General features: G+C 62.7%; 22 protein-coding genes. 14 read left to right on the top strand and 8 right to left on the bottom strand.

The features are described from left to right. The first annotated feature begins 120 nt into the window (after positions 1-120). The 6 genes from trpE to KHO23_RS26590 all read left to right on the top strand — a co-directional run bounded on the left by trpE (position 121) and on the right by KHO23_RS26590 (position 5,860). Positions 121-1,614 carry an anthranilate synthase component I gene (trpE, locus tag KHO23_RS26615; protein WP_211614611.1) on the top strand — a complete coding sequence of 498 codons (1,494 nt, stop codon included), beginning with the start codon at positions 121-123 and terminating at the stop codon, positions 1,612-1,614. A 13-nt stretch (positions 1,615-1,627) separates the two neighbouring features. After that, complete coding sequence (locus KHO23_RS26610) at positions 1,628-2,215, top strand: aminodeoxychorismate/anthranilate synthase component II (protein WP_028199695.1); 588 nt, start codon at positions 1,628-1,630, stop codon at positions 2,213-2,215. A 17-nt stretch (positions 2,216-2,232) separates the two neighbouring features. Further along, positions 2,233-3,264, top strand: coding sequence for an anthranilate phosphoribosyltransferase (gene trpD, locus KHO23_RS26605; RefSeq protein ID WP_211614609.1), 1,032 nt, complete (start codon positions 2,233-2,235; stop codon positions 3,262-3,264). An 18-nt stretch (positions 3,265-3,282) separates the two neighbouring features. Beyond that, complete coding sequence (gene trpC / locus KHO23_RS26600; RefSeq protein WP_211614607.1) at positions 3,283-4,068, top strand: indole-3-glycerol phosphate synthase TrpC; 786 nt, start codon at positions 3,283-3,285, stop codon at positions 4,066-4,068. Between the two features lie 39 nt (positions 4,069-4,107). After that, positions 4,108-4,734: a CYTH domain-containing protein gene (locus KHO23_RS26595; protein WP_211614605.1), complete on the top strand. Its 627-nt coding sequence runs from the start codon at positions 4,108-4,110 to the stop codon at positions 4,732-4,734. Positions 4,735-5,020: 286 nt separating this feature from the next. Then, positions 5,021-5,860, top strand: a complete 840-nt coding sequence (locus tag KHO23_RS26590) for a uracil-DNA glycosylase (RefSeq protein ID WP_211614603.1) — start codon at positions 5,021-5,023, stop codon at positions 5,858-5,860. Positions 5,861-5,963: 103 nt separating this feature from the next. Here KHO23_RS26590 and KHO23_RS26585 read toward each other — a convergent pair whose 3' ends face one another. The 4 genes from KHO23_RS26585 to KHO23_RS26570 form a co-directional block, all read right to left on the bottom strand. Beyond that, positions 5,964-6,560 carry an FMN-dependent NADH-azoreductase gene (locus KHO23_RS26585; protein WP_211614600.1) on the bottom strand — a complete coding sequence of 199 codons (597 nt, stop codon included), beginning with the start codon at positions 6,558-6,560 and terminating at the stop codon, positions 5,964-5,966. 155 nt (positions 6,561-6,715) lie between these two features. Then, on the bottom strand, positions 6,716-8,506 hold the full coding sequence (locus tag KHO23_RS26580; RefSeq protein WP_211614598.1) for a M61 family metallopeptidase: 1,791 nt from the start codon (positions 8,504-8,506) through the stop codon (positions 6,716-6,718). A 95-nt stretch (positions 8,507-8,601) separates the two neighbouring features. Beyond that, positions 8,602-9,327 (bottom strand): DsbC family protein, encoded by a 726-nt coding sequence (locus KHO23_RS26575; RefSeq protein ID WP_211614596.1) that lies wholly within the window; start codon positions 9,325-9,327, stop codon positions 8,602-8,604. 121 nt (positions 9,328-9,448) lie between these two features. Next, complete coding sequence (locus KHO23_RS26570) at positions 9,449-10,621, bottom strand: UbiH/UbiF family hydroxylase (protein WP_211614594.1); 1,173 nt, start codon at positions 10,619-10,621, stop codon at positions 9,449-9,451. A gap of 262 nt (positions 10,622-10,883) precedes the next feature. Here KHO23_RS26570 and ychF point away from each other — a divergent pair, with 262 nt between their 5' ends. Next, entirely contained in the window at positions 10,884-11,978 is a 1,095-nt protein-coding gene (gene ychF, locus KHO23_RS26565; RefSeq protein ID WP_211614592.1) for a redox-regulated ATPase YchF, read from the top strand. Between the two features lie 108 nt (positions 11,979-12,086). Here the strand turns inward: ychF and KHO23_RS26560 are convergent, their stop codons facing one another. Further along, the gene (locus KHO23_RS26560; protein WP_211614590.1) at positions 12,087-13,064 is read right to left on the bottom strand and encodes a glycerophosphodiester phosphodiesterase family protein; all 978 of its coding nucleotides are present in this window, start codon (positions 13,062-13,064) and stop codon (positions 12,087-12,089) included. Between the two features lie 318 nt (positions 13,065-13,382). On the opposite strand from KHO23_RS26560, the gene ugpB reads away from it, so the two are divergent. The 5 genes from ugpB to ettA all read left to right on the top strand — a co-directional run bounded on the left by ugpB (position 13,383) and on the right by ettA (position 19,574). Further along, a complete protein-coding gene (ugpB, locus tag KHO23_RS26555) occupies positions 13,383-14,708 on the top strand; it encodes a sn-glycerol-3-phosphate ABC transporter substrate-binding protein UgpB (protein ID WP_211614588.1) in 1,326 nt (441 codons plus the stop codon). Between the two features lie 71 nt (positions 14,709-14,779). After that, complete coding sequence (ugpA, locus tag KHO23_RS26550; RefSeq protein WP_211614587.1) at positions 14,780-15,664, top strand: sn-glycerol-3-phosphate ABC transporter permease UgpA; 885 nt, start codon at positions 14,780-14,782, stop codon at positions 15,662-15,664. Beyond that, complete coding sequence (ugpE, locus tag KHO23_RS26545) at positions 15,661-16,506, top strand: sn-glycerol-3-phosphate ABC transporter permease UgpE (RefSeq protein WP_063497462.1); 846 nt, start codon at positions 15,661-15,663, stop codon at positions 16,504-16,506. Before ugpA ends, ugpE begins: the two co-directional genes overlap by 4 nt. A 97-nt stretch (positions 16,507-16,603) precedes the next feature. After that, complete coding sequence (locus KHO23_RS26540) at positions 16,604-17,692, top strand: sn-glycerol-3-phosphate import ATP-binding protein UgpC (protein WP_211614586.1); 1,089 nt, start codon at positions 16,604-16,606, stop codon at positions 17,690-17,692. A 217-nt stretch (positions 17,693-17,909) separates the two neighbouring features. After that, positions 17,910-19,574, top strand: a complete 1,665-nt coding sequence (ettA, locus tag KHO23_RS26535) for an energy-dependent translational throttle protein EttA (RefSeq protein ID WP_211614585.1) — start codon at positions 17,910-17,912, stop codon at positions 19,572-19,574. A gap of 94 nt (positions 19,575-19,668) precedes the next feature. Here ettA and KHO23_RS26530 read toward each other — a convergent pair whose 3' ends face one another. Genes KHO23_RS26530 through KHO23_RS26520 form a run of 3 tightly spaced genes read right to left on the bottom strand, consistent with a single transcriptional unit; the run spans position 19,669 to position 22,414 of the window. Next, positions 19,669-20,292, bottom strand: coding sequence for an HAD family hydrolase (locus KHO23_RS26530; protein WP_211614584.1), 624 nt, complete (start codon positions 20,290-20,292; stop codon positions 19,669-19,671). A 33-nt stretch (positions 20,293-20,325) separates the two neighbouring features. Then, on the bottom strand, positions 20,326-22,140 hold the full coding sequence (locus KHO23_RS26525) for an aminopeptidase P family protein (protein WP_211614583.1): 1,815 nt from the start codon (positions 22,138-22,140) through the stop codon (positions 20,326-20,328). Positions 22,141-22,159: 19 nt separating this feature from the next. Beyond that, complete coding sequence (locus KHO23_RS26520) at positions 22,160-22,414, bottom strand: hypothetical protein (protein ID WP_211614581.1); 255 nt, start codon at positions 22,412-22,414, stop codon at positions 22,160-22,162. Positions 22,415-22,618: 204 nt separating this feature from the next. On the opposite strand from KHO23_RS26520, the gene KHO23_RS26515 reads away from it, so the two are divergent. Then, positions 22,619-23,329 carry a response regulator transcription factor gene (locus KHO23_RS26515; protein WP_211614579.1) on the top strand — a complete coding sequence of 237 codons (711 nt, stop codon included), beginning with the start codon at positions 22,619-22,621 and terminating at the stop codon, positions 23,327-23,329. A 62-nt stretch (positions 23,330-23,391) separates the two neighbouring features. Next, positions 23,392-24,678: a glutamyl-tRNA reductase gene (gene hemA, locus KHO23_RS26510; RefSeq protein WP_211614577.1), complete on the top strand. Its 1,287-nt coding sequence runs from the start codon at positions 23,392-23,394 to the stop codon at positions 24,676-24,678. Positions 24,679-24,687: the final 9 nt, after the last annotated feature.

The raw sequence follows: 24,687 nt of genomic DNA, 5'->3' as shown, positions 1-24,687 counted from the left end.
GGGAAACTCGCGCCGGTCGGTATCATCGTGTCGTCACATCGAACGAACGCCTGACCGGGCGCGCCGCGCCCCGCTTTGTCCGACGCATAGTGCCGTCTGACGTACGTACAGGATCGGAACATGACCGAACTCGAATTTCAGTCCCTCGCCAACGAGGGTTTCAATCGCATTCCGCTGATCGCCGAAGCGCTCGCCGACCTCGAAACGCCGCTCTCGCTGTACCTGAAGCTTGCTCAGCCTGAGCGCAACGGCGCCAACTCGTTCCTGCTGGAATCAGTGGTGGGCGGCGAACGCTTCGGCCGCTATTCGTTCATCGGCTTGCCGGCGCGCACCCTGCTGCGCACCCGCAATGGCGTATCGGAAGTGGTACGGGACGGCAAAGTCGTCGAAACGCACGAGGGCGACCCGCTCGAGTTCATCCAGCAATTCCAGGGCCGCTTCAAAGTCGCGCAGCGCCCCGGTCTGCCGCGTTTTGCGGGCGGGTTGGCAGGCTACTTCGGCTATGACGCGGTCCGCTACATCGAGAAGAAACTTGCGCACACCGCACCGAAAGACGATCTGAACCTGCCGGACATCCAGTTGCTGCTCACCGAAGAAGTCGCGGTGATCGACAACCTCGCGGGCAAGCTCTACCTCGTGGTGTACTCGGACCCGACGCAACCCGAGGCGTACACGAAAGCCAAACAGCGTCTGCGTGAATTGCGCCAGCGTTTGCGCACGACCGTGCAGCCGCCGGTCACATCCGCGAGCGTACGCACCGAGACCTACCGCGAATTCGCCAAAGACGATTATCTGGCCGCCGTGCGCAAGGCGAAGGAATACGTCGCCGCCGGCGAGTTGATGCAGGTGCAGGTCGGCCAGCGTCTGATCAAGCCTTACCGCGACAATCCGCTCTCGCTGTATCGCGCGCTGCGCTCGTTGAATCCGTCGCCGTACATGTACTACTACAACTTCGGCGACTTCCACGTGGTCGGCGCCTCGCCGGAAATCCTGGTGCGCCAGGAAAAGCGCGGCGAAGATCGCATCGTGACGATCCGGCCTCTCGCCGGCACGCGCCCGCGCGGCAATACGCCCGAACGCGACGCCGAGCTCGCCACCGAACTGCTGAACGATCCGAAGGAAATCGCCGAACACGTCATGCTGATCGACCTCGCGCGTAACGACGTAGGCCGTATCGCCCAGATCGGCTCGGTGGTCGTTACCGATCAGATGGTGATCGAAAAGTACTCGCACGTGCAGCACATTGTGAGTTCGGTCGAAGGCAAGCTGAAGCCCGGCACCACCAATTTCGACGTGCTGCGCGCCACCTTCCCGGCCGGCACGCTGTCCGGCGCGCCGAAGGTTCGCGCGATGGAATTGATCGACGAACTGGAACCGGTGAAACGCGGCCTCTATGGCGGCGCCGTCGGCTATCTGTCGTTCACCGGCGAAATGGATCTGGCTATCACGATCCGCACCGGTGTGATCGCAAACGGCAATCTGTATGTGCAGGCGGCAGCGGGCATAGTCGCGGATTCGGTGCCGGAATCCGAATGGCAAGAGACCGAGAACAAGGCGCGCGCCGTGCTGCGCGCCGCCGAGCAGGTTCAAGACGGCCTCGATAGCGACTTCTGACCGGAGACACACCATGCTGCTTATGATCGACAACTACGACTCGTTCACCTACAACCTGGTGCAGTACTTCGGCGAACTCGGCGAGGACGTGCGCACCTATCGGAACGACGAAATCACGCTGGACGAAATCGCGAAGCTCAACCCGGAGCGCATTTGCCTGTCGCCCGGCCCAAGCAATCCGCAACACGCCGGCATCACTCTCGACGTGCTGCGCGAATTCGCCGGCAAAACGCCGATTCTGGGCGTGTGCCTCGGCCATCAGGCGATCGGCGAAGCATTCGGCGGCCGCGTGGTGCGCGCGCAAACCATCATGCACGGCAAGGTCAGCACGATCGAAACCGACTGCAAAGGCGTATTCGCCGACCTGCCCAAGCATTTCGTCGTGACCCGCTACCACTCGCTCGCGATCGAACGCGAATCGCTGCCAGACTGTCTCGAAGTGTCCGCATGGACTGAAGACGGCGAAATCATGGGTGTGCGTCATAAGGAACTGGCTGTTGAAGGCGTGCAGTTCCATCCGGAATCGATCCTGTCCGAACACGGCCACGCGCTGCTCGAAAACTTCGTGAAACAGTCGAAGTCCGCCCACCGCACCGCTTGATCAGGAGAGACGAAATCATGTCGATTACGCCCCAGGAAGCGCTGCAACGCACGATCGAGCACCGCGAAATTTTCCACGACGAAATGCTGCATCTGATGCGCCTCATCATGCGCGGCGAACTGTCGCCCGTGATGTCGGCGGCGATCATTACCGGCCTGCGCGTCAAAAAAGAGACCATCGGCGAAATCACCGCTGCCGCTACGGTGATGCGTGAATTTGCCCGGCACGTCGACGTGCAGGACAATTCGAACTTCGTTGATATCGTCGGCACCGGCGGCGACGGCTCGCAGACCTTCAATATTTCCACGGCGACCATGTTCGTTTCGGCCGCGGCCGGCGCCAAGGTCGCGAAGCACGGTGGCCGCGGCGTGTCGAGCAAGTCGGGCAGCGCGGACGTGCTCGAAGCGCTCGGCGTGAATATCGATCTGCAGCCGGAACAGGTTGCGGCGTCGATCGCAGAAACCGGCATGGGCTTCATGTTCGCGCCGAACCATCATCCGGCGATGAAGAACATCGCGCCGGTGCGCCGCGAACTCGGCGTGCGAACCATATTCAACATTCTCGGGCCGCTGACCAATCCGGCCGGCGCACCGAATCAGCTGATGGGCGTGTTCCACGGCGACCTCGTCGGCATTCAGGTACGTGTCATGCAGCGCCTCGGCGCCAAGCACGTGCTGGTGGTGTACGGCATGGACGGCATGGACGAAGTCTCGCTCGGCGCAGCCACGCAGGTCGGCGAGTTGCGCGACGGCGAGGTGCACGAATACGAAATCCATCCGGAAGACTTCGGCATGCAGATGGTGTCGAACCGCACGCTGAAAGTGGCCGACGCCGCCGAGTCCAAACTGATGCTGCTCGAAGCGCTCGACAACAAGCCTGGCGTCGCGCGTGAGATCGTCACGCTGAACGCGGGCACGGCCCTCTATTCGGCGAACGTGGCGGCCTCGATTGCGGACGGCATCCAGTTGGCGCGCGAAGCGATCGCGAGCGGCAAGGCACGCGCGAAGGTCGACGACCTGATTCGCTTCACCCAGCAATTCAAGCAGTAACTACGTAGCGAGACACTCATGAGCGACATCCTCGACCGCATCATCGCGGTCAAACGCGAAGAAGTCCGCGCGGCTGAACAGAGCGCGCCGCTCGAAGCGCTGCGCCTCGAAGCTTCGTCGCGCGACATTCGCGATTTCGTCGGCGCATTGCGCGCGAAACTCACGGCCGGTCTTCCCGCGGTGATCACCGAGGTAAAAAAGGCGAGCCCGTCGAAAGGCGTGCTGCGCGAACATTTCGTGCCGGCCGAAATCGCGCGTTCGTATGAAAAGCACGGTGCCGCCTGCTTGTCCGTCCTCACCGACGTGCAATTCTTCCAGGGCAGCGTGGAGTATCTGCAGGAAGCGCGCGCCGCCTGCAATCTGCCGGTGCTGCGTAAAGATTTTATCGTCGATCCGTACCAGATCGTCGAAGCCCGCGCGATGGGTGCGGACGCGATTCTGCTGATCGCTGCCGCCCTGGAAACCTCGCAGATGCAGGATCTGGAAGCGCTCGCGCATTCGCTGGGCCTCGCGGTGCTGGTCGAGGTGCACGACAGTAATGAGCTGAAGGAAGCGCTCACGCTGAAGACACCCCTGATCGGTATCAACAACCGCAATCTGCGTACGTTCGAAACGTCGATCGAAACGACCATCGGCATGCTCGAATCGATTCCGGACGACCGCATCGTCGTCACGGAGTCGGGCATTCTGTCTCGGATCGATGTCGAACGTCTACGGGCGATGGACGTGCATACGTTCCTCGTCGGCGAGGCGTTCATGCGAGCGGAAGAGCCTGGTGTGGAGCTTGCGCGCATGTTTTTCTAGGCGCGGGTTCAACACGCGGGCTACATAGCGGAGCAGGTCATGGGCATGGAACGTGAAATCAAGCTGGCACTGCCGGTCAGCCAGGTGAACGCGGCGACGCGGTGGTTCGTCGCGCGCACCGGCAACGAGGGCCGGCCGATCGAACTGGCGAATATCTACTTCGACACGCCGGCGCTGGCGCTGGCTAGTTCGAAAAGCGCACTGCGCCTGCGGCACACGCCGGACGGCTGGCTGCAAACCTTCAAGACGGTAGGCAACGCAAAGGACGGTTTGCACAGCCGGCACGAGTGGGAAATGCCGGTGGCGGGTGAAAAGCTGGAGATCGATGCGTTGCTGCGTGAGTGTGACGAGCCGATTGCGTCTGAAGCCTTGCGTCAGGCCGCGCCGGAGCTGATCGAATTGTTCCGCACGAATTTCACTCGCACGCTGTGGCATATCGAACTGGACGGCTCGGAAGTCGAAGCGGCGATCGATCAAGGCAACGTCATCGCCGAGGTGAACGGCGAAATCCGCCGCGCGCCGATTTCCGAAGTGGAGCTTGAATTGAAGTCCGGCGACGAAGCCGCACTCAATCTGCTCGCGAACGAACTCGGCAAACACGTAGCCGGCCTCGCGCCAGACAACATCAGCAAAGCGCAGCGCGGATATCAATTGCGGACGAGTTAAGGCTACGCGGAGCGCGCGACGCGGGTGGCAACGATTGTTAGTGCAGCCCCGAGTCTTCGAGCCGTGTGCCTGTGGGGTTTGCGCCCCGCCGTTTGCACTTCGCAACCTGCGCTTTGCCGTCTGTCTATAGCGCAAAAGCGCTTCACCGTTTGCGCGGTACACCGTACACCAAAGCCAGACCCCAGAATCATCAGCCCCCAAGCACAGGCGCGTCCGCGCGGCGTGCAAGCCTTACGCGGCACAGCCATCTTGAGCCGGCCCGCATTTGCTGCGACACTTCCACGCCATGACCTCCCCCTCTCGCACCCGCTCCAAATCGTCGCAAGCCTCGTTGTTCGACGACACCCCTGCTCCGTCAGCCGACGCAAACGCGCAGTCGCAGAAACCGCCCGCCGCCGACCAACCGCCGCCGACGCTCGAAGCCCAATTCGCCGCCCTGCCGCCGGCATGGCGCGCACACCTCACACCGTTCATCGAAAGCGACGCCTACGCACCGTTGTGCCGCTTCGTCGACGGTGAGCGCGCGGCCGGCAAAACCGTCTATCCCGCCGACGTCTTCCGAGCCCTGCGCCTCACCAGCCCCGACGAAGTCAAAGTCGTGATCCTCGGCCAGGACCCGTATCACGGCGAAGACCGCGGCACGCCGCAAGCGCACGGACTGGCGTTTTCGGTCGCGCCAAACGTTCGCACGCCGCCGTCGCTGCGCAATATCTTCAAGGAAATCGCCGCTAGCCTCGGCCACGAGCCGCCGCGTCATGGGTGCCTCGACACCTGGGCCAAGCAGGGCGTGCTGCTGTTGAACACAGTGCTGACCGTCGAGCGCGACTCGGCCGCGAGTCACGCGAAACGCGGCTGGGAGAAATGCACCGACACGCTGATCCACGAACTGGCCATGCGGCATGACGGCCTCGTCTTCATGCTGTGGGGCGCGCATGCGCAAGCCAAGCGCGCGCTGCTCGGCGGCAAGTCGCATTTCGTGCTGGAGGCGCCGCATCCGTCGCCGCTGTCGGCACATCGCGGCTTTCTCGGCTGTGGTCACTTTGCGTCGGCGAACGAATATCTCGTCAAGCACGGCCGCACACCGATCGATTGGCGCCTGCCCGACGAAGCGCAGATGCTGGCCTAACGTCCACTGCGCGCAAAAACAAAAACGCCACGGAACTCACATTCCGTGGCGTTTTTTCATTCCACCGCGCCGCGATCACGCAGCGCGAGACAAACCTCAATCCTTATGCAGCAGCGATCGCTTCACGCGCGCCAGCCAACGCGGCGGTAGCAGCGTCCGGGCCCATGTTCAGGCCTTCGGCGTAGATGAAGTTCACGTCGGTCATGCCGAGGAAGCCGAGGAAGCTCTTCAGGTACGGTGTTTGGCTGTCGTTCGGGGTGCCGGCATACTTGCCGCCGCGTGCCGAAACCACGTGAACCTTCTTACCCTTCACGAGACCTTCCGGACCGTTCGCGGTGTACTGGAACGTGATACCGGCACGTGCGATGAAGTCGAAGTACGTCTTCAATTGCGACGAGATGCCGAAGTTGTACATCGGTGCGCCGATCACGACGATGTCGGCGGCTTGCAGTTCAGCGATCAGCGCTTCGCTGCGTGCAGAAATCGCGGCTTGTTCCGGCGTGCGTTGATCTGCCGGCGTAAAGAACGCGCCGAGGACGGCGTCGTCCAGGTGCGGCAGCGGTTCAGCTTGCAGGTTACGGACGACGACTTGCGCGCCCGGGTTCGATTGTTGCAGCTTGGCGGTGAGCTCGTTGACGAGAAGCGTCGAGTTCGCGCCTTGCGAGCGGGCTGCCGAGTTGATTTGCAGGATCGTGGTCATGGTTGACTCCAGTAGGGGCGCGCAGTTTTGCGCGAGTGGAGCCATTGTGTTTTTTTACCGTCCCGGGAAAAAGCCATCCGGCAGCGAAGGATTGTTGCACTGGTAGAACAATCCCCCGCTGTGAACCCTCCGATTAATAGCACCATTGCTTACAATTAGCTTGCCAGCCAGCGCTCCCGCGCCTTGCGGGCGGCGGGCCGCTTGTCGCTCACGGCGAGCTTGTAGCGCGACACCTCAGGCCCGTCCAGCTTGACTTGCGCGACACGCAGCTCGTCGCGTCGAAAGGCGTGGACCTCGACTTTTGCACCCGGCAAATAGCGCGACAGAAGCGAATCAAGATTTGAGCCGGTCACGCGCAGGCCGTCGAGCGCGATCAGCACGTCGCCCGCCGAAAGGCCGGCCTTTTGTGCCGCGCTGCCTTCGTGAACCGCCGACAGCGTGCAATCCGCGCCGCCGCGCACGCGAGCGCCGAGCGACGGCTTGCCGTGCTTTTCCAATTCCGGCGCGAGCGAGACGCCAAACGGCGCGAGCAACGTCTCGAGAGGCAGATCGCGGGTGCCGTACACGGCTTCGGCGAACAATTCGCCCAGTTGCACGCCTGTCGCTTCGGCAAAAATCGCCTCGATCTCGCTTTCCTCGACGCCGACGGGCTTGCCACGATAGAAGTCGCGTCCAAACCGCTTCCACAAGAGGCGCATCACGTCGTCGAGCGATTTGCGGTTATTGCTCTGCGTGCGGATCGTCAGATCGAACGCGAGCGCGACGAGCGAGCCCTTGGTGTAATAGCTGACGATCGCATTCGGCGCATTTTCGTCCTGCCGATAGTATTTGACCCACGCGTCGAACGAGCTTTCCGCCACCGTCTGCTTCAGGCGGCCACTGCCGCGCAGCACGCCACCAACGACCTTGCCGAGCATGCCGAGATAGTCGTCTTGCGAGATCAGGCCGCTGCGCACGAGGATCAGATCGTCGTAGTAAGAGGTGAAGCCTTCGAACAGCCACAGCAGCGGCGTGTAGTTTTCGACGCTCAGGTTGTACGGCGCAAACACGGCCGGCTTGATGCGCTTCACATTCCAGGTGTGGAAGTATTCGTGGCTGCACAGGCCGAGGTAGGTTCGGTAGCCCTCGGTGAGCGCGTCGCGGCCCTCTACCGGCAGGTCGCCGCGATTGCAGATCAGCGCCGTCGAGGCGCGATGTTCCAGTCCGCCATAACCATCCGCGACGGCCTGCGTCATGAACACGTAGCGATCCATGGGCGCCTTCTTCGACTCCGGCTCGAACAAGGCGATCTGCGCTTCGCAGATACGCTTCAGATCGGCGGACAAACGCGCCATATCCAGTCCGATCACGCGGCCCGCGATCACGATATCGTGCGATACGCCGTGCACCTTGAACGTCCCCAGCGCGAACTCGCCCAACGTGACCGGGTGATCGATCAATTCGTCGTAGTTCTGCGCGCGATACTCGCCGAAGCCATAGCGCTTCGTGCCACGCGCCTCCGGCAACGCGGTCGCGACCCGCCAGTTGTGATACGCCGCGCCGTCCGGCTTCTGGATATCGACCACACACTGCGCTTCCTCATGACCGAGCGGCACCAGGAACACGCTCGTGCCATTGAAAAAGCCCGTTGAATCGTCGAGATGCGCGGCGCGCACCGACAGATCCCATGCATACACCTCGTAGCGCAGCGTCAGCGGACCCTTGACCGGCGCTGCCTGCCACGTGTGCTTGTCGGTTTTTTCGACGCGCACCTTCCGCCCCGCCTCATTGGTGCCGCGCAGCGTGACGATGTTGCGGGCAAATTCCCGCACCATGTAGCTGCCCGGAATCCATACCGGCAGCATGAAGCGCTGGCCGGCCGGATCGGGATCGGCGACGGTCACGGTGACTTCGAACAGATGGGCGGCGGGTTGCTTGGGAACGATGGTGTAGCGGATCGGCTTCATCGGCGGCGATTAGGAGGTTTCTAGCGGGGAGGTTTGGGGCTTGATGTGAAAGGAGGCGCACTTCGCGCCTCCTTTCTTCGACTTGTGCCGCGTGCTCAGCGCACGGCGGACATTTCCTTGTCCAGCCGGTCTGCCGGCACGGCGCCGGGCAGGCGGCGGCCGTCGGCGAGGAACACGGTCGGCGTGCCGTCAACGTTCATCGCGTGGCCGAGCGCCAGGTTCTTGTCGATCGCGGCGGTGTCGCAGGTGCCGGCGGCGGTGGGCGCCTGATGGTCCTGCATCCACGATTCCCATGCCTTCGCGCGGTCGGTCGAGCACCAGATCGACTTCGACTTGGCGGTCGAATCCGGCGACAGCACCGGGTACAGGAAGGTGTAGACCGTGACGTTATCGATCGACTTGAGCGTGGTTTCGAGCTGCTTGCAGTACGGGCAGTTCGGATCGGAGAACACGGCGATCTTGCGCGCGCCGTTGCCCTTCACGACCTTCACCGCGTTCGCGAACGGCAGGCTCGCGAAGTCGATGCGGTTGGTCTCCGACAGACGCGCTTCCGTCAGATTCTTGCGCGTCTTCGCGTCGACCATGTCGCCGAGCATGAGGTAGTCGCCGTTCGCATCGCTATAGATGATCTGCGTGCCGAGATTCACTTCGTAGAGGCCGGCAATCGGCGACTTCGTCACGCTCTTGATCGTCACGTCGGTCAGGCGCGTTTGCAGCGTGGCTTTGAGCTTGTCGGTGGCTTGATCGGCCTGCGCGGAGCAGCCGATCGTCACGGCAACGATCGCGAGCGCGGCGGCTGCGATGCGGAAGGATTTTTTCATGCTGAATTCCTGGAGTTCAATCGCGCGTTGCGCGTTTTGGGGGCGTTGCTGGTCTGACCAGAACGGCGTCCGTCCGTTCATGATACCCGTCTCGCCAACCCGGTATGTTGGCTCGGGCGCTTTACCCCAGCGCGGCCGACACCAGCCAGCGCTTGATGAACGGCTGCGCGCCGACAAATGCCATACCGGTATTGCGCAGTACCTTGGCGAACGGACCGGGTGCCGAGAAGAGCTTTTGCAGGCCGTCGGTAGCGATCATCAGCGCGCGGATGTCCTCGCGGCGGGCGCGCTCGTAGCGGCGCAGCAGCACCATATCGCCGAGATCGCGGAACGCTTCCTTACCGGCGACCGTCTCGGCGAGCGCCGCGACGTCGCGCAAACCGAGGTTCATGCCCTGCCCCGCCAACGGGTGAATCAGATGCGCGGCATCGCCTACCAGCGCGACACGCGGCGCGACCAGCTTGTCGACGGTTTGCAGCGCGAGCGGGAAGCCTTGCGCAGGCGTCACGCATTCCAAAGCGCCGAACTGCTCACCCGTCACGCGTTCGACTTCGGCAGCAAGTTGCGCCGGGTCGAGCGCGAGCAGTTGCTCGGCGTGCTCAGTGCGCGCCGACCAGACCAGCGAGAGGTGACCCTCCGGCATCGGCAGCAGCGCGATGATTTCGCCGTCCTTGAACCATTGGTAAGCGGTTTCGCCGTGCGGCTTTTCGGCCTTGAAGTTCGCGACCACACCGGTTTGCTTATAGTCGCGCCGGTTCACCTTCGAGCCGATCTGCGCGCGCACCCACGAATGCGCACCATCCGCCCCGACCACCAGATCGGCCTCGAGCACATTGCCGTTGGCAAGACCGACGCTCGCGCCGTCGGCGGTCAAGTCCAGCGCCTGCGCGCGTGTGTCGATCCAGGTGAGATTCGGCTGGAAACGCAACGCGGCATCTAGCGCGCGCTCGATCACGGATGACTCGACAATCCACGCCAGTTGCGGCACGGATGCCTGAAAAGCGGAAAAATGGAGTTCGGCATGCGCGTCGCCATAGACGCGCATGTCGTAGACGGGCCCGAGCTTCGAGAGATCGAGCGCCTGCCAGACCCGCAATCGCTCCAGCAGAGCCTGCGAACTCGACGACAGCGCATAGACCCGCGAGTCGAAGGTGGCGCCCGGCGGCAGCACCGCGCACGGCTGCGCGAGCAGCGCCACGCGCAGTCCGCCTTGCGTCAGCGCCAGCGCCGCGGTCTTGCCGACGAGCCCGCCGCCGATCACGGCGGCATCAAAGGTCTGGTGGTGTGCGTTCATCCGCGCATTATAGCCGCGGGGGTTGCGGGGGACGGATCGAGCCGCCAGCTTTACCGCAGGCAGATCAAGAACCCGATCCGAACGGGTTACAATTGCGCTTTCCGTGACAAAACTCGCCCAGAATCGTCGAGGCAACGCCCCGATCTGGTGTCTTGTCCCGCTCCGCTGCGCTTCCTCCGCCACGCCAAACGCGAAGGCTTTTCGAATCCTGCACACAGCGTCGAGCGCATCACGCAACTTACTGATTCACTGAAGGATTTCCATGAGCCTCAAATGCGGCATCGTCGGCCTGCCTAACGTCGGCAAGTCCACCCTGTTCAATGCGCTGACCAAGGCGGGCATCGCCGCCGAAAACTATCCGTTCTGCACGATCGAGCCGAACGTCGGCATTGTCGAAGTGCCGGACGCGCGCCTCAAGGCGCTCGCTGAAATCGTCAAGCCGGAGCGCATCCTGCCGGCCGTGGTGGAATTCGTCGACATCGCCGGCCTCGTGGCCGGTGCGAGCAAGGGCGAAGGTCTGGGCAACCAGTTCCTCGCGAACATCCGCGAAACCGACGCGATCACGCATGTGGTGCGCTGCTTCGAAGACGACAACGTGATTCACGTCGCGAACAAGGTCGATCCGCTGTCGGATATCGAGGTGATCAACACCGAATTGGCGCTGGCCGACCTCGCAACCGTCGAAAAGGCGTTGTCGCGCTATTCGAAGGCCGCCAAGTCGGGCAACGATAAAGAAGCGATCAAAAACGCCGCGGTGCTGGAAAAAGTGCGTGCGCAGCTCGACCAGGCCAAGCCGGTCCGCGCGCTCGACCTGTCGGATGAGGAAAAGGCCACGCTCAAGCCGTTCTGCCTGATCACTGCCAAGCCGACCATGTACGTCGCCAACGTGAAGGACGACGGTTTCGAGAACAATCCGCATCTGGACGCAGTCACGAAGTTCGCGGCGGCCGAAGGCGCACCGGTCGTCGCCGTGTGCGCGGCGATCGAAGCGGAAATCGCCGACCTCGACGAAGCGGACATGGAAGTGTTCCTCGCCGACATGGGTATGCACGAACCCGGCCTGAACCGCGTGATTCGCGCGGGTTTCAAGTTGCTGGGCCTGCAGACCTACTTCACAGCCGGCGTGAAGGAAGTGCGCGCATGGACGATCCATGTCGGCGACACCGCACCGCAGGCGGCTGGCGCGATCCACACCGACTTCGAGCGTGGCTTCATTCGCGCGCAGACGATCGCCTTCAACGACTTCATCAGCTACAAGGGTGAGCAAGGCGCAAAGGAAGCCGGCAAGATGCGCGCGGAAGGCAAGGAATACGTCGTGCACGACGGCGACGTGATGAACTTCCTGTTCAACGTGTAATCAACGTCCGAGGCTTCGCCTCGGCGTGAGGCGGAAATCGGCAACAAACCGAAAGCCGCAGCCGTATCTTCATAGAACAAAAAGCCCGCATGCTGCGGGCTTTTTGCTTTACTGGGGGACCGCGGTTCCGTTTTGCGCTGCACACCGCAACGGCATGACCATACCGAACTTGATCGCGGCCATCTGCGATGGGGAATCCGCCAGCACCGAATCGATCCCCATACACGCCGCCGCCAGATAATCGGCCGCGCTATTCACCCCGATCGCGAGAATCCGCACGTCCGGGTTCCGCCTGAAGCAGGCAACCGTTGCCGGCGTCCATAGGGTCGCCGTCACTTCCGAACGGCCCTCACCCAACGTGAACTGCTCGACCACCGTCAGTGCCCGGTGCATCTCGAACGCGGTTGACGTATGTTGCGTGGGGGCATCCGCACAGTCCTGGTTGAGCAGCACGCCCAATAAGCGTTGGCGGGTTGCGTCGCGCGACTCATAAAGCTGTGCCTGCGTATAAATGCCGAAGCTCTGCTGGTACTGCTGATCGGTCGAATAGATCGTGACGCGCGACCACGCATTCTCCTCACTTAGCACCTGGGCCACTGCCTGGGTTTGCGGCTGCACAGGCATCGCCTTCATATCCAGCACGACCGGCATGCTCGGGGGGATCGCACGCAGCGCTTCACGCAGGGTGGGAATACCCACCGGCTGGGCGCGATACGGATACGTGTCGCCACGACGGAAAGTCCAGCCTGCGTTCACGCGCGCGAGTTCCGCCGCAGTGTGCGCGGAAACCGGACCCTTCACGTCAGTCAGCGCCGATAGGTCGGCGGGACGAAACAGGACAGGCACTCCGTCCTTGCTCAACTGGACGGAGAGCCACATGGCATCGGCATGATGCGCGATCGACTCGCGAATCGCTTCGAGCGTGTTCTCGGGCGCGTCGCCCGTACCGCCGCGATGGGCGACGATCTTCGGCAACGTAGCAACCGGCAGCGCGCCGCTATCCGCCGCCACGTGTGTCAAGGGGCAACCCGCCAGCACAAGGCCCATCACCGCACCACATAGTGCAAATCGCATTGGTCGAAGCATATGGAATCCTGATTAGCGAACGTCATGTTAGTGCGTGCCCGATTCATGTATCGCCCCGGCACCCGTCTTCCCCTCTCGATGTCCATCTTGACCACGCACTCGCAGTGATGTTCGCCGGTCGACGTTTTGCCTTGACCTCGCGCAAACCAGCGCATTCAGACGCGCATTGTTTCCGTTCCGTGACAGCCGGTGTTAAATTGCGGCAGTCGGCGCCGGTCAAAAGCGGGCCGCCGCCCGGTAATCGACGCCAGACTGTCATCGAACACAAATAGAATCGCGCGATTCCCATCAGCGCCCGTTCCGTCAGGAGACACATCGATGAGTTGCACGCCGCTGTTCCGTTCGCTTTCCGTTGCCGCCGTATTGAGTTTCGGCATCAGCCAGGCAGCCCACGCCGCCACTGAAATCCAGTTCTGGCACGGCATGGAAGCCGCCCTCGGCGAGCGTCTGAACGACATCGCCAACGCGTTCAATGCGTCGCAAAGCGACTACAAGATCGTGCCGGTGTTCAAAGGCACCTACGACCAGACCCTCGCCGCCGGCATCGCCGCTTATCGCAGCGGTAACGCGCCTGCCATCCTGCAGGTCTACGAAGTCGGCACCGCCACGATGATGCAGGCGAAAAAGGCTGTGATCCCGGTCTCAGAAGTGTTCAAGCAAGCCGGCGTGCCGCTCGACGAAAAGGCCTTCGTGCCGACCATCGCCAGCTACTACAGCGACGCCAAAACCGGCGAGCTGATCTCGATGCCGTTCAATAGCTCGACGCCGGTGCTGTACTACAACAAGGACGCGTTCAAGAAAGCCGGGCTCGATCCGAACCAGCCGCCGAAAACCTGGGCCGAATTGCAGGTGGACGCGCAGAAGCTGAAGGCGTCCGGCATGGCGTGCGGCTATTCGTCGGGCTGGCAGAGCTGGATTCAACTCGAAAACTATAGCGCCTGGCATGGCGCCCCGTTCGCGTCGAAGAACAACGGGTTCGACGGCGCCGACGCGCAACTGGAATTCAACAAACCGCTTCAGGTCGCGCACATCCAGTTCCTGCAGAACATGCAGAAGGAAGGCACCTTCACCTATGTCGGCCGCAAGGACGAACCGGTGTCGAAGTTCTATAGCGGCGACTGCGGGATCATCACGAACTCGTCGGGCTCGCTCGCCACGATCAAGAAATACGCGAAGTTTAACTTCGGCACCGGCATGATGCCGTACGACGCGAGTGTGAAGGGTGCGCCGCAGAACGCGATCATCGGCGGGGCAAGCTTGTGGGTGCTGTCGGGTAAAGATCCGGCCGTCTACAAGGGCGTGGCGAAATTCCTGTCGTATCTGTCCTCGGCGCCGGTTGCCGCGAAGTGGCATCAGGACACGGGCTACCTGCCGGTCACGACCGCCGCGTATCAACTGACGCAGCAGCAAGGCTTCTACGAGAAGAACCCGGGCAGCGACACCGCGATCAAGCAGATGCTCAACAAGCCGCCCCTGCCGTACACAAAGGGTTTGCGCCTGGGCAACATGCCGCAGATCCGCACCGTGATCGACGAAGAACTCGAACAGGTGTGGGCGGAAAAGAAGACGCCGCAACAGGCGCTCGATTCGGCCGTATCGCGTGGCGACGAGTTGCTGCGCCGCTTCGAGAAAGCCGGCAACTAAGTACTAGCCGGCAGGGTTTCGGTGCGCTCGCACCGAAACCCGTCGTGGTAGAAAATCCCAGGGAATTCTCGATGGAAAAGCGCTCCAGCTTCGGCACCAGCGTATTGCCCTACCTGCTCGTCGCGCCGCAACTCCTAATCACGCTGCTGTTCTTTCTGTGGCCGGCAGGCGAAGCGCTGTGGCAATCCACGCAGAGCCAGGACGCGTTCGGCACGTCGAGCGAATTTGTCGGCCTCGCCAATTTCAAGCAGTTGTTCGCGGATCCGCTTTATCTGTCGTCGTTCAATACGACGCTGCTTTTCTGCGCGCTCGTCACCGTGTGCGGATTGGTGATTTCGCTCTTGCTGGCGGTCTGTGCGGATCGCGTGACGCGCGGCGCGAAGGCCTATCAGACGCTGCTGATCTGGCCGTACGCGGTCGCGCCCGCAATCGCCGCCGTGTTGTGGTCGTTCCTGTTCAACCCGAGCATCGGCCTCGTCACCTATGCGCTCGCGAAGTACGGCATCGTGTGGAATCACGCATTGAACGCGGGCCAGGCGATGTTTCTGGTCGTGCTGGCATCCGTGTGGAAACAGGTCAGCTATAACTTTCTGTTCTTCTATGCCGGCTTGCAGGCCATTCCGCGTTCGCTGATCGAAGCGGCGGCCATCGACGGCGCCGGTCCGGTGCGGCGTTTCTTCGGCATCGCCCTGCCGCTGCTCTCGCCGACCAGCTTTTTCCTGCTGGTGATCAACATCACGTACGCGTTCTTCGACACCTTCCCGGTGATCGACGCCGCCACCGGCGGCGGTCCGGCACAGTCCACCCGCACGCTGATCTACAAGATTTTCGCCGAAGGCTTCCAGGGGCTGGACATCGGCAGCTCGGGTGCGCAGTCCGTCATCCTGATGGTGATCGTGGTCGCGTTGACGGTCGTGCAATTCCGCTTCATCGAACGCAGGGTTCAATACTCATGATCGAGAACCGCCGCGGTTTCGACCTCTTCTGCCATGCGGTGCTGATTCTCGGCGTCGTGCTGGTGGTGTTCCCGGTGTACGTCGCGTTTTGCGCGGCGACGATGAGCGAGCATGAGGTGTTCAGCGTGCCGCTGTCACTGGTGCCGAGCACGCATCTGTTCGAGAACATCGCGACTGTCTGGTCGCATGGCAGCGGCAATGCGGCGGCGCCGTTCGGCCGCATGCTGTTCAATAGCCTCGTGATGGCGCTGGTGATTTCGATCGGCAAGATCGCCATCTCGATGATCTCCGCGTACGCGATCGTGTTTTTCCGCTTTCCGTTTCGCAATCTGTCGTTCTGGCTGATCTTCATCACGCTGATGCTGCCGGTCGAAGTGCGCATCTTTCCGACCGTGCAGGTCGTGTCGTCGATGCATCTGAGCAATACGTACAGCGGCTTGACCTTGCCGTTGATCGCATCGGCCACCGCCACCTTCCTGTTCCGCCAGTTCTTCATGACGCTGCCCGACGAGCTGATGGAAGCGGCGCGCATCGACGGCGCCGGTGCGATGCGTTTCTTCTGGGACGTGGTGCTGCCGCTGTCGAAAACGAACATGGCGGCGCTCTTTGTCATCACATTCATTTACGGCTGGAATCAGTATCTGTGGCCGATTCTGATTACGAGCCAGCAATCGCTGACGACAGCCGTGGTCGGCATCAAGAGCATGATCGCGTCCGGCGACACCGCAACCGAATGGCATCTCGTGATGACCGCAACACTGCTCGCGATGCTGCCGCCGCTCGCCGTCGTGCTGACGATGCAGCGCTGGTTCGTGCGCGGACTGGTGGACTCGGAGAAGTAACTCGCGCAGCTTGGGCGAGCTTCAGCGTTGGACATGAAATAAAGAACACCGCGCAAAGCGTGGCACGCGCGGCAAGCAACGAAAAGGCTAAAACAGCATGGCTGCACTGACTCTGCAAGGCGTTAAAAAGACCTACGACGGCAAACAGTTCGTGTTGCACGGCATCGACGTGGACGTCTCGGACGGCGAGTTCGTCGTGATGGTCGGTCCGTCGGGTTGCGGCAAATCGACCTTGCTGCGGATGGTGGCCGGACTCGAAGGCATTTCCGACGGCACTGTCTCGATCTCCGGCAAAGTGGTCAATCGGCTGGAGCCGAAGGATCGCAACATTGCGATGGTGTTCCAGAACTACGCGCTGTATCCGCATATGAGCGTCGCCGAAAACATGGGCTACGCGCTGAAGATTGCGGGCGTCGACCGCGCGCAGATTGCGAAGCGCGTGGACGCTGCGGCGCAGATTCTCGAGCTTGGACCGCTGCTCGCACGCAAGCCGCGCGAGTTGTCCGGTGGGCAACGACAACGCGTCGCCATGGGCCGCGCGATCGTGCGCGAGCCGGCGGTATTTCTGTTCGATGAGCCGCTGTCCAATCTCGATGCACGCCTGCGGGTGCAAATGCGCCTCGAAATCCAGCGCCTGCATGCCCGGCTTGCCACGACCAGCCTGTATGTCACCCACGATCAGATCGAAGCAATGACGCTCGCGCAACGCGTGATCGTGATGAACAAGGGCCACGCGGAGCAGATCGGCGCGCCGACCGAGGTCTACGAGCGGCCGGCGACGGTGTTCGTCGCGAGCTTCATCGGCTCGCCGGGGATGAATCTGCTGGAGGGTCGCGTGTCGGATGACGGCTTGACGTTTGAAGTGGCGGGTAACGGTCCGAAGCTGCCGCTTACAGGCGTGGCATCGATCGGCCGGGAAGTTGCGAAGGGCCGCGAATGGACGCTCGGCATTCGCCCCGAGCACATGACGCCGGGTCAAGCGGACGCATCTCACGCCACGCTGACCGTCGATTCCTGCGAACTGCTCGGCGCGGACAACCTCGCGCACGGCCGCTGGGGCAAGCACGACGTGACTGTGCGGCTGCCGCACACGCATCGTCCCGCCGCTGGCGAAGCGCTGCAAGTCTCGCTGCCCGCGCAGCATCTGCATTTCTTCGATTCAGCGACGGGACGACGGGCAAACTGACGTCACCGCGGACGCCCTCTGCCGCCGCACCCGCGCCCCGAAGTACAATGCCACCTGCACAACCCGCCCGCGCGCGGGGCGTCGCGAAGTTCGACACTGAGCTCGACGCCGCGCCGGCCGGCGCCGGGCACACTGCCCGGCCACGACACCCGTTACCCATCCACCCACGACCGCCCGCCCCCTCGCGGCCGGCGTCGTCAACGTCTATTGCAAGCAAATGGCCCAATACGTCTTCACCATGAACCGGGTCGGCAAAATCGTGCCGCCCAAGCGTCAAATCCTGAAAGACATCTCGCTGTCGTTTTTCCCTGGCGCGAAGATCGGCCTGCTCGGCCTGAACGGCTCGGGCAAGTCGACGCTGATTCGCATCATGGCCGGTGTGGACAAGGACATCGAAGGCGAAGCCACGCCGATGCCGAACCTGAACATCGGCTATCTGCCGCAGGAACCGCAGCTCGATCCGAACAAGACGGTGCGTGAAGCCGTGGAAGAAGGTCTCGGCGAAGTCTTCGGTGCTCAAAAGAAACTCGACGCAATCTACGCCGCCTACGCGGAGCCGGACGCCGACTTCGACGCGCTCGCCGCCGAGCAGGCAAAGTACGAAGCCATTCTCGCCACCACCGACGGCAGCGCGGAACAGCAAATCGAAATCGCCGCCGACGCACTGCGTCTGCCGGCATGGGACGCGAAGATCGAACACCTGTCGGGTGGCGAAAAGCGCCGCGTGGCACTCTGCAAGCTGCTGCTCGAAAAGCCGGACATGCTGCTGCTCGACGAGCCGACCAACCACCTGGACGCGGAATCGGTCGACTGGCTCGAACAGTTCCTGACGCGCTTCCCGGGCACCGTCGTCGCCGTCACCCACGATCGCTACTTCCTCGATAACGCCGCCGAGTGGATTCTCGAACTCGACCGCGGCCACGGCATTCCCTGGAAGGGCAACTACAGCAGCTGGCTCGACCAGAAGGAAGAGCGCCTGAAGCAGGAAGAGTCGTCGGAATCGGCACGTCAGAAGGCGATCAAGAAGGAACTGGAGTGGGTGCGCCAGAACCCGAAGGGCCGCCAGGCGAAGTCGAAGGCGCGTATTGCCCGCTTCGAGGAACTGAACAGCCAGGACTACCAGAAGCGCAACGAAACCTCGGAAATCTTCATCCCGGTCGGCGACCGCCTGGGTAACGAAGTGATCGAGTTCAAGAACGTCAGCAAGTCGTATGGCGACCGTTTGCTGCTCGACGACGTCAGCTTCAAGATTCCGGCGGGCGCGATCGTCGGCATCATCGGGCCGAACGGCGCCGGTAAGTCGACGCTGTTCCGCATGCTGACCGGCCGTGAACAACCGGATTCGGGCGAAATCGTGCAAGGCCCGACGGTCAAGCTCGCGTACGTGGACCAAAGCCGCGACGCGCTCGACGGCTCGAAGACCGTGTTCGCAGAAATCTCCGGCGGTGCGGACGTGCTGACGGTCGGCAAGTACGAAACGCCTTCGCGTGCGTACATTGGCCGCTTCAACTTCAAGGGCGGCGATCAGCAGAAGACCGTCGGCAATCTGTCGGGCGGTGAGCGCGGCCGGCTGCATCTGGCGAAGACCCTGATCGCGGGCGGCAACGTGCTGCTGCTGGACGAACCGTCGAACGATCTGGACGTCGAAACGCTGCGCGCGCTGGAAGACGCGTTGCTCGAGTTCGCCGGCTCCGTCATGGTGATCTCGCACGATCGCTGGTTCCTCGACCGGATCGCGACGCACATCCTCGCGTTCGAAGGCGATTCGCAAATCACGTTCTTCGACGGCAACTACCAGGAATACGAAGCGGACAAACGCGCACGCCTTGGCGAAGAAGCGGCACGTCCGAAGCGTCTGCGTTACAAGCCGATCACGCGATAATTCGCGAGCTTGGTGGCCCGCTCATTGGTTGATGAGCGGGCTGAACAGTGAAAGGTTTGGGTAACGCGTTGAAGAAGCTACTCGGTCAGTAGGCTTAGAACGGCAACCCCAGCTCGCGTAATGTCGCTTCGGTTTGCGCAGCGCCCGTGTGGTGCACGCCGTGCCAGCCAAGTGCCGTTGCGGCCTCGGCGTTTTTAAGATTGTCGTCGATGAAAACGAGTTCGCGCGGTTCGATGCCCGGCAACTGCGCCTCGATCCGCTGATGCATGGCCGCGAAAATCGCCGGATCGGGCTTCACGAGCCTCACCCTGCCCGATACGACGATGTCGCGGAACCGCCGCAGCACGGGGAAATGCTCCCACGCATACGGAAACGTCTCCGCCGACCAGTTCGTCAGCCCAAAGAGCGGCACATTGGCTGCCTCGAGCTTCTCCATGATCGCCACGCCCTCTTCCAGCACGCCGGCCACCATCTCGTGCCAGCGTTCGTAGAACGCGCGGATTAGCGGTGCGTGATCGGGAAACTTGGCGATCAGTTCGTTGGTTCCTTCGACGATCGGCTGGCCGCCGTCCTGACGGATCACCCAGTCCATCGAACAGACGTGGGTCAGAAACCAGCGGCGCTCCGTCTCGTCAGGAATCAACTGACGATACAGATAGTCTGGGTTCCAGTCGATCAGCACGCCGCCGAAATCGAACACGACTGCCTTGATGGCCATGCACGCTCCGTCAGTAAGGTCGTGGCAACGAGATCAGATAGCTTGTGTACGCAACTCAAGCCACGCCTTCGCCTCGCCCGACACATGCGGCGACAGGCGTGTGCGCACCATCTCGTGATACGCGTTGAGCCATGCGCGCTCGTCGTCACGCAACAGCGACAGGTCGAGGCAGCGCGTATCGATCGGGCACAGCGTCAGCGTTTCGAACTTGAGGAAATCGCCGAACTCGGTTTTCTCCGCGGGCACGTTGAGCACCAGGTTCTCAATCCGCACACCCCATTTGCCCGGCCGGTAAATGCCCGGCTCGACCGAGGTGATCATGCCTTCTTCCATTGCCGTCCACGGTTCGGCCGGCGCGTAGTGCGAAATCACCTGCGGACCTTCGTGCACGTTCAGGAAATACCCCACACCGTGACCGGTGCCGTGACCGTAATCGGCGCCGGCTTCCCAGATCGGCGCGCGGGCGATCGCGTCGAGCATCGGCGAACGGATACCGCGCGGGAATTTCGCGCGCGACAGCGCCATGGTGCCTTTCAGCACGATCGTGAAATCGCGCCGCTGCGCCTCGCTGACGGTGCCGACCGGCACGACGCGGGTGATGTCGGTCGTGCCGCTCAGATACTGCGCGCCCGAGTCGATCAGCAACAGGCCATTGCCTTCGATCACCGAATGCGATTCATCCGTCGCGCGGTAGTGCGGCATCGCGCCGTTCGCGTTGAAGCCCGCGATCGTCGCAAAGCTCAGCGACACGAAGCCCGGACGGCGCGCGCGAGCTGCCGTCAGGCGCTCGTCGATTGTGAGTTCAGTGATCGTTTCGCGACCCAACGCGCCTTCGAACCACGCGAAGAATTCGGCCAGTGCCGCGCCGTCCTGTTCCATCGTCTCGCGTACGTGCTCCGCTTCTGCCTCGGTCTTGCGCGACTTGAAGAACGTGGACGGATTGACCGCCTCGACAACCTCTACCGCCGACGGCACCGACTGCAGCGAGCCGTATGTAATGCGGCGCGGGTCGATCAGCAGTGTGCTGCCGGCCGGCAGCGCGGCCAGCGCGTCGGCCGCCTTTGCGTACGGCTCGACGCGGATGCCGTCGCGCGCGAGCGCCTCGGCCAACGCTTGCGGCACCTTGCCGTCGGCGACGAAGAGCGACGCGCTCTCCGGGCCGATCAGCGCATGCGCCACGAACACCGGGTTGTAGCTGACGTCGGCGCCGCGCAGATTCAAAAGCCATGCAAGGTCGTCGAGCGTGGAAATGAAGTGCCACTGCGCGCCCTTTTCCGCCATCGCGCGGCGAATCTGCGCGAGCTTTTCCGAACGGGCGACGCTCGCGTGCGGCGCGGCATGCTCGAACACGGCTGCTGCGGGCAGCGACGGGCGCTGCGGCCAGATCGCGTCGAACAGGTCGACGTCGGTGCGCAGCTTCACGCCGCGCGCGGTGAGCGCCTGACTCAAAGCACGCGCCGCCGACACGCCGAGTACGGTGCCGTCCACGCCAACCGTGCCGCCGGTCGCGACGTTCTGCGCAAGCCATTCGAAATGCGGCGCGGTCTGCTGGCCGCCGGTCATCTTCATCAGCTGAACGCCGGTGCCGGCCAGTTGCGCGTTGGCTTGTTCCCAATAGCGGCTATCGGTCCACACGCCGGCGAAATCGGCGGTCACGACCAGCGTGCCGGCCGAGCCGGTAAAACCCGACAACCACTGACGGCCTTGCCAGCGCCCGGGCAAATATTCAGAAAGGTGCGGGTCGGCGGACGGCACCAGATAGGCGGCTACGCCTTCGCGCGCCATCGCATTGCGTAATGTTGCGAGCCGTTCGGGGATGGAGGAGGTTTCGGGGAGTCGGGCATTCATCGGAGTCACCTGCAAATATTCATCGACGGGACAGCAAGCCGACCGTCACGGCAACGGCGACCAGCGCAATGGCGGTACATACCGGCCATTCGAGCGTGTCGCCATCATGAAAGAGACCAACTACGTTGCCGGCCATGCGCGCGACACCCGCGCCCAGCACGCCAGCCAATAGCGCCGCCCACCATTGGGCGCGGCTCGAACGGCGCAGCGGGTGCAGCCACCAGCCCGCGAGGCCGATCACCGCACCCAGCACCAGGATTCCGGGCCACCCCATCAGCCGCAGTTCTCGCGCAGTTTCAGATTCGTCTCATGGGCGCAGAAGGCCTGGGCAACTAGCATTTTTATCTCGTTAACTATAGAGGTTCAGCACGGCGCTTTCCGCATAGCGGTTGAGTTTAGGGGTCGGGGTGATGTTAGGCAAGTTGTAAGCCTTACGGATAAGCCTGGTCCTGGGTCATTGCCAAGCTGAAAGCGTGCCATGCGAATCGCCCTTATCGAGCCGGACCTTCGGCACGCCACATTAGTCGGCCGGCTGATCTTTGCCGGCGGCCATGCGTGCCAGCACTTCACCGCGAGCACCCCGTTCCTGCATCGCGCCGCCGACGAGTGCTTTGATCTTCTCATCACCGAGAGCTGGGCCGGCGACCATTCCGCCGAAGACGTGATCCCGCGCGCCCGCTCTATCCTGCCTGGCTTGCCGGTGATCGTGCTGCTATCGGAGCCACGCGAGAGCCAGATCGTTGCCGCGCTGCACGCCGGCGCCGACGACTGCCTGATCAAACCGGTCCGCGGCCCGGAAATGCTGGCCCGGGTCGACGCGCTGCTACGTCGCGCGGGTTTGCGACGACCGCACAACCGGCGGCGTGACACGATCGGCGGCTATGCGTTCGACGCGGCGCAGTTTGCCGTCACGTTCCGTCACCACACAGTTACCCTGACGCCGAAGGAATTCCGCTTTGCGCTCCTGCTCTTCACCAATCTGTCCCGGCCGGTGTCGCGCGCACATATTCTCGAAACCGTCTGGACACGCCGTCGCGACGTAAGGTCGCGCACGGTCGACACCCACGCATCGCGCGTGCGGACCAAATTGCAGTTGCGCCCGGAGCACGGTTATTGCCTGACACCGCTTTATGGCTACGGCTATCAGCTCGACGCGATCCCGCCGGAAGCCGTTGTAGAGGCCGGATGACGCGCTCAGAATGAAAGAATCGTGAAAACGCTATAATATTGGGCTAAACCATAGCTCCCCATATGCAGCTTCTAACGATCGGAATCAATCACCACACTGCGCCTGTCGCCTTGCGCGAACGCGTGGCGTTTCCGCTCGAACAGATCAAGCCTGCATTGGACACCTTCAAGAACGTCTGGCTCGGCCACACCACCCGCACGGCGCCGGAAGCGGCGATTCTGTCCACCTGCAACCGCACCGAACTCTACTGCGTGACCGACGACCAGGCCGCGCGTGAAGCCGCGATCCAGTGGTTCTCGAAATACCACAACCTGCCCGTCGAGGAACTCGCGCCGCATGTCTACGCACTGCCGCAGTCGGAAGCCGTGCGCCACGCGTTCCGCGTCGCGTCAGGGCTGGATTCGATGGTGCTGGGCGAGACGCAAATCGTCGGACAAATGAAGGATGCGGTACGCACGGCGTCTGAAGCCGGCGCGCTCGGCACCTATCTGAACCAGTTGTTCCAGCGCACCTTCGCCGTTGCTAAGGAAGTGCGCAGCACCACCGAAATCGGCGCGCAGTCGGTTTCCATGGCGGCGGCGGCAGTGCGGCTCGCGCAGCGGATTTTCGACAAGGTCTCGAACCAGCGCGTGCTGTTTATCGGCGCGGGCGAAATGATCGAGTTGTGCGCTACGCACTTCGCCGCGCAGCAGCCACGCGAGCTCGTCGTTGCCAATCGCACCGCCGAGCGCGGCACCCGCCTCGCCGAACGCTTCAACGGCCGGGCCATTCCGCTTTCGGAACTGCCCACGCGCATGCACGAGTTCGACATCATCGTGTCGTGTACCGCTTCCACCCTGCCGATCATCGGTCTGGGCGCGGTCGAGCGGGCCGTGAAAGCGCGCCGTCACCGGCCGATTTTCATGGTCGATCTGGCGGTGCCGCGCGATATCGAACCCGAAGTCGGCCAGCTCGAAGACGTGTTCCTGTACACCGTCGACGACCTCGGTGCGATCGTGCGTGAAGGCAATGCGTCGCGGCAAGCCGCGGTCGCCCAGGCCGAAGCGATTATCGAAACGCGCGTGCAGAATTTCATGCAATGGCTCGACGCGCGCAGCATCGTGCCGGTGATCCGCCACATGCATACGCAGGCCGACGTGCTGCGTCGCGCTGAAGTCGAACGCGCGCAGAAAATGCTCGCGCGCGGCGACGACCCGGCAGCGGTACTCGAAGCGCTGTCGCAATCGCTCACCAACAAACTGATCCACGGCCCCACGCACGCGCTCAATCGCGCAAGCAGCGAGAACCGTGACACGCTCATCGAGTTGATGGGCGGCTTCTACAAACACTCCGGTTCTACGGAGCGTTAGCGGCGCAGC

The organism is Paraburkholderia haematera (assembly GCF_905220975.1).
GTDB classification, from domain to species: domain Bacteria; phylum Pseudomonadota; class Gammaproteobacteria; order Burkholderiales; family Burkholderiaceae; genus Paraburkholderia; species Paraburkholderia haematera.
This window is presented reverse-complemented; position numbering and strand designations above follow the sequence as displayed.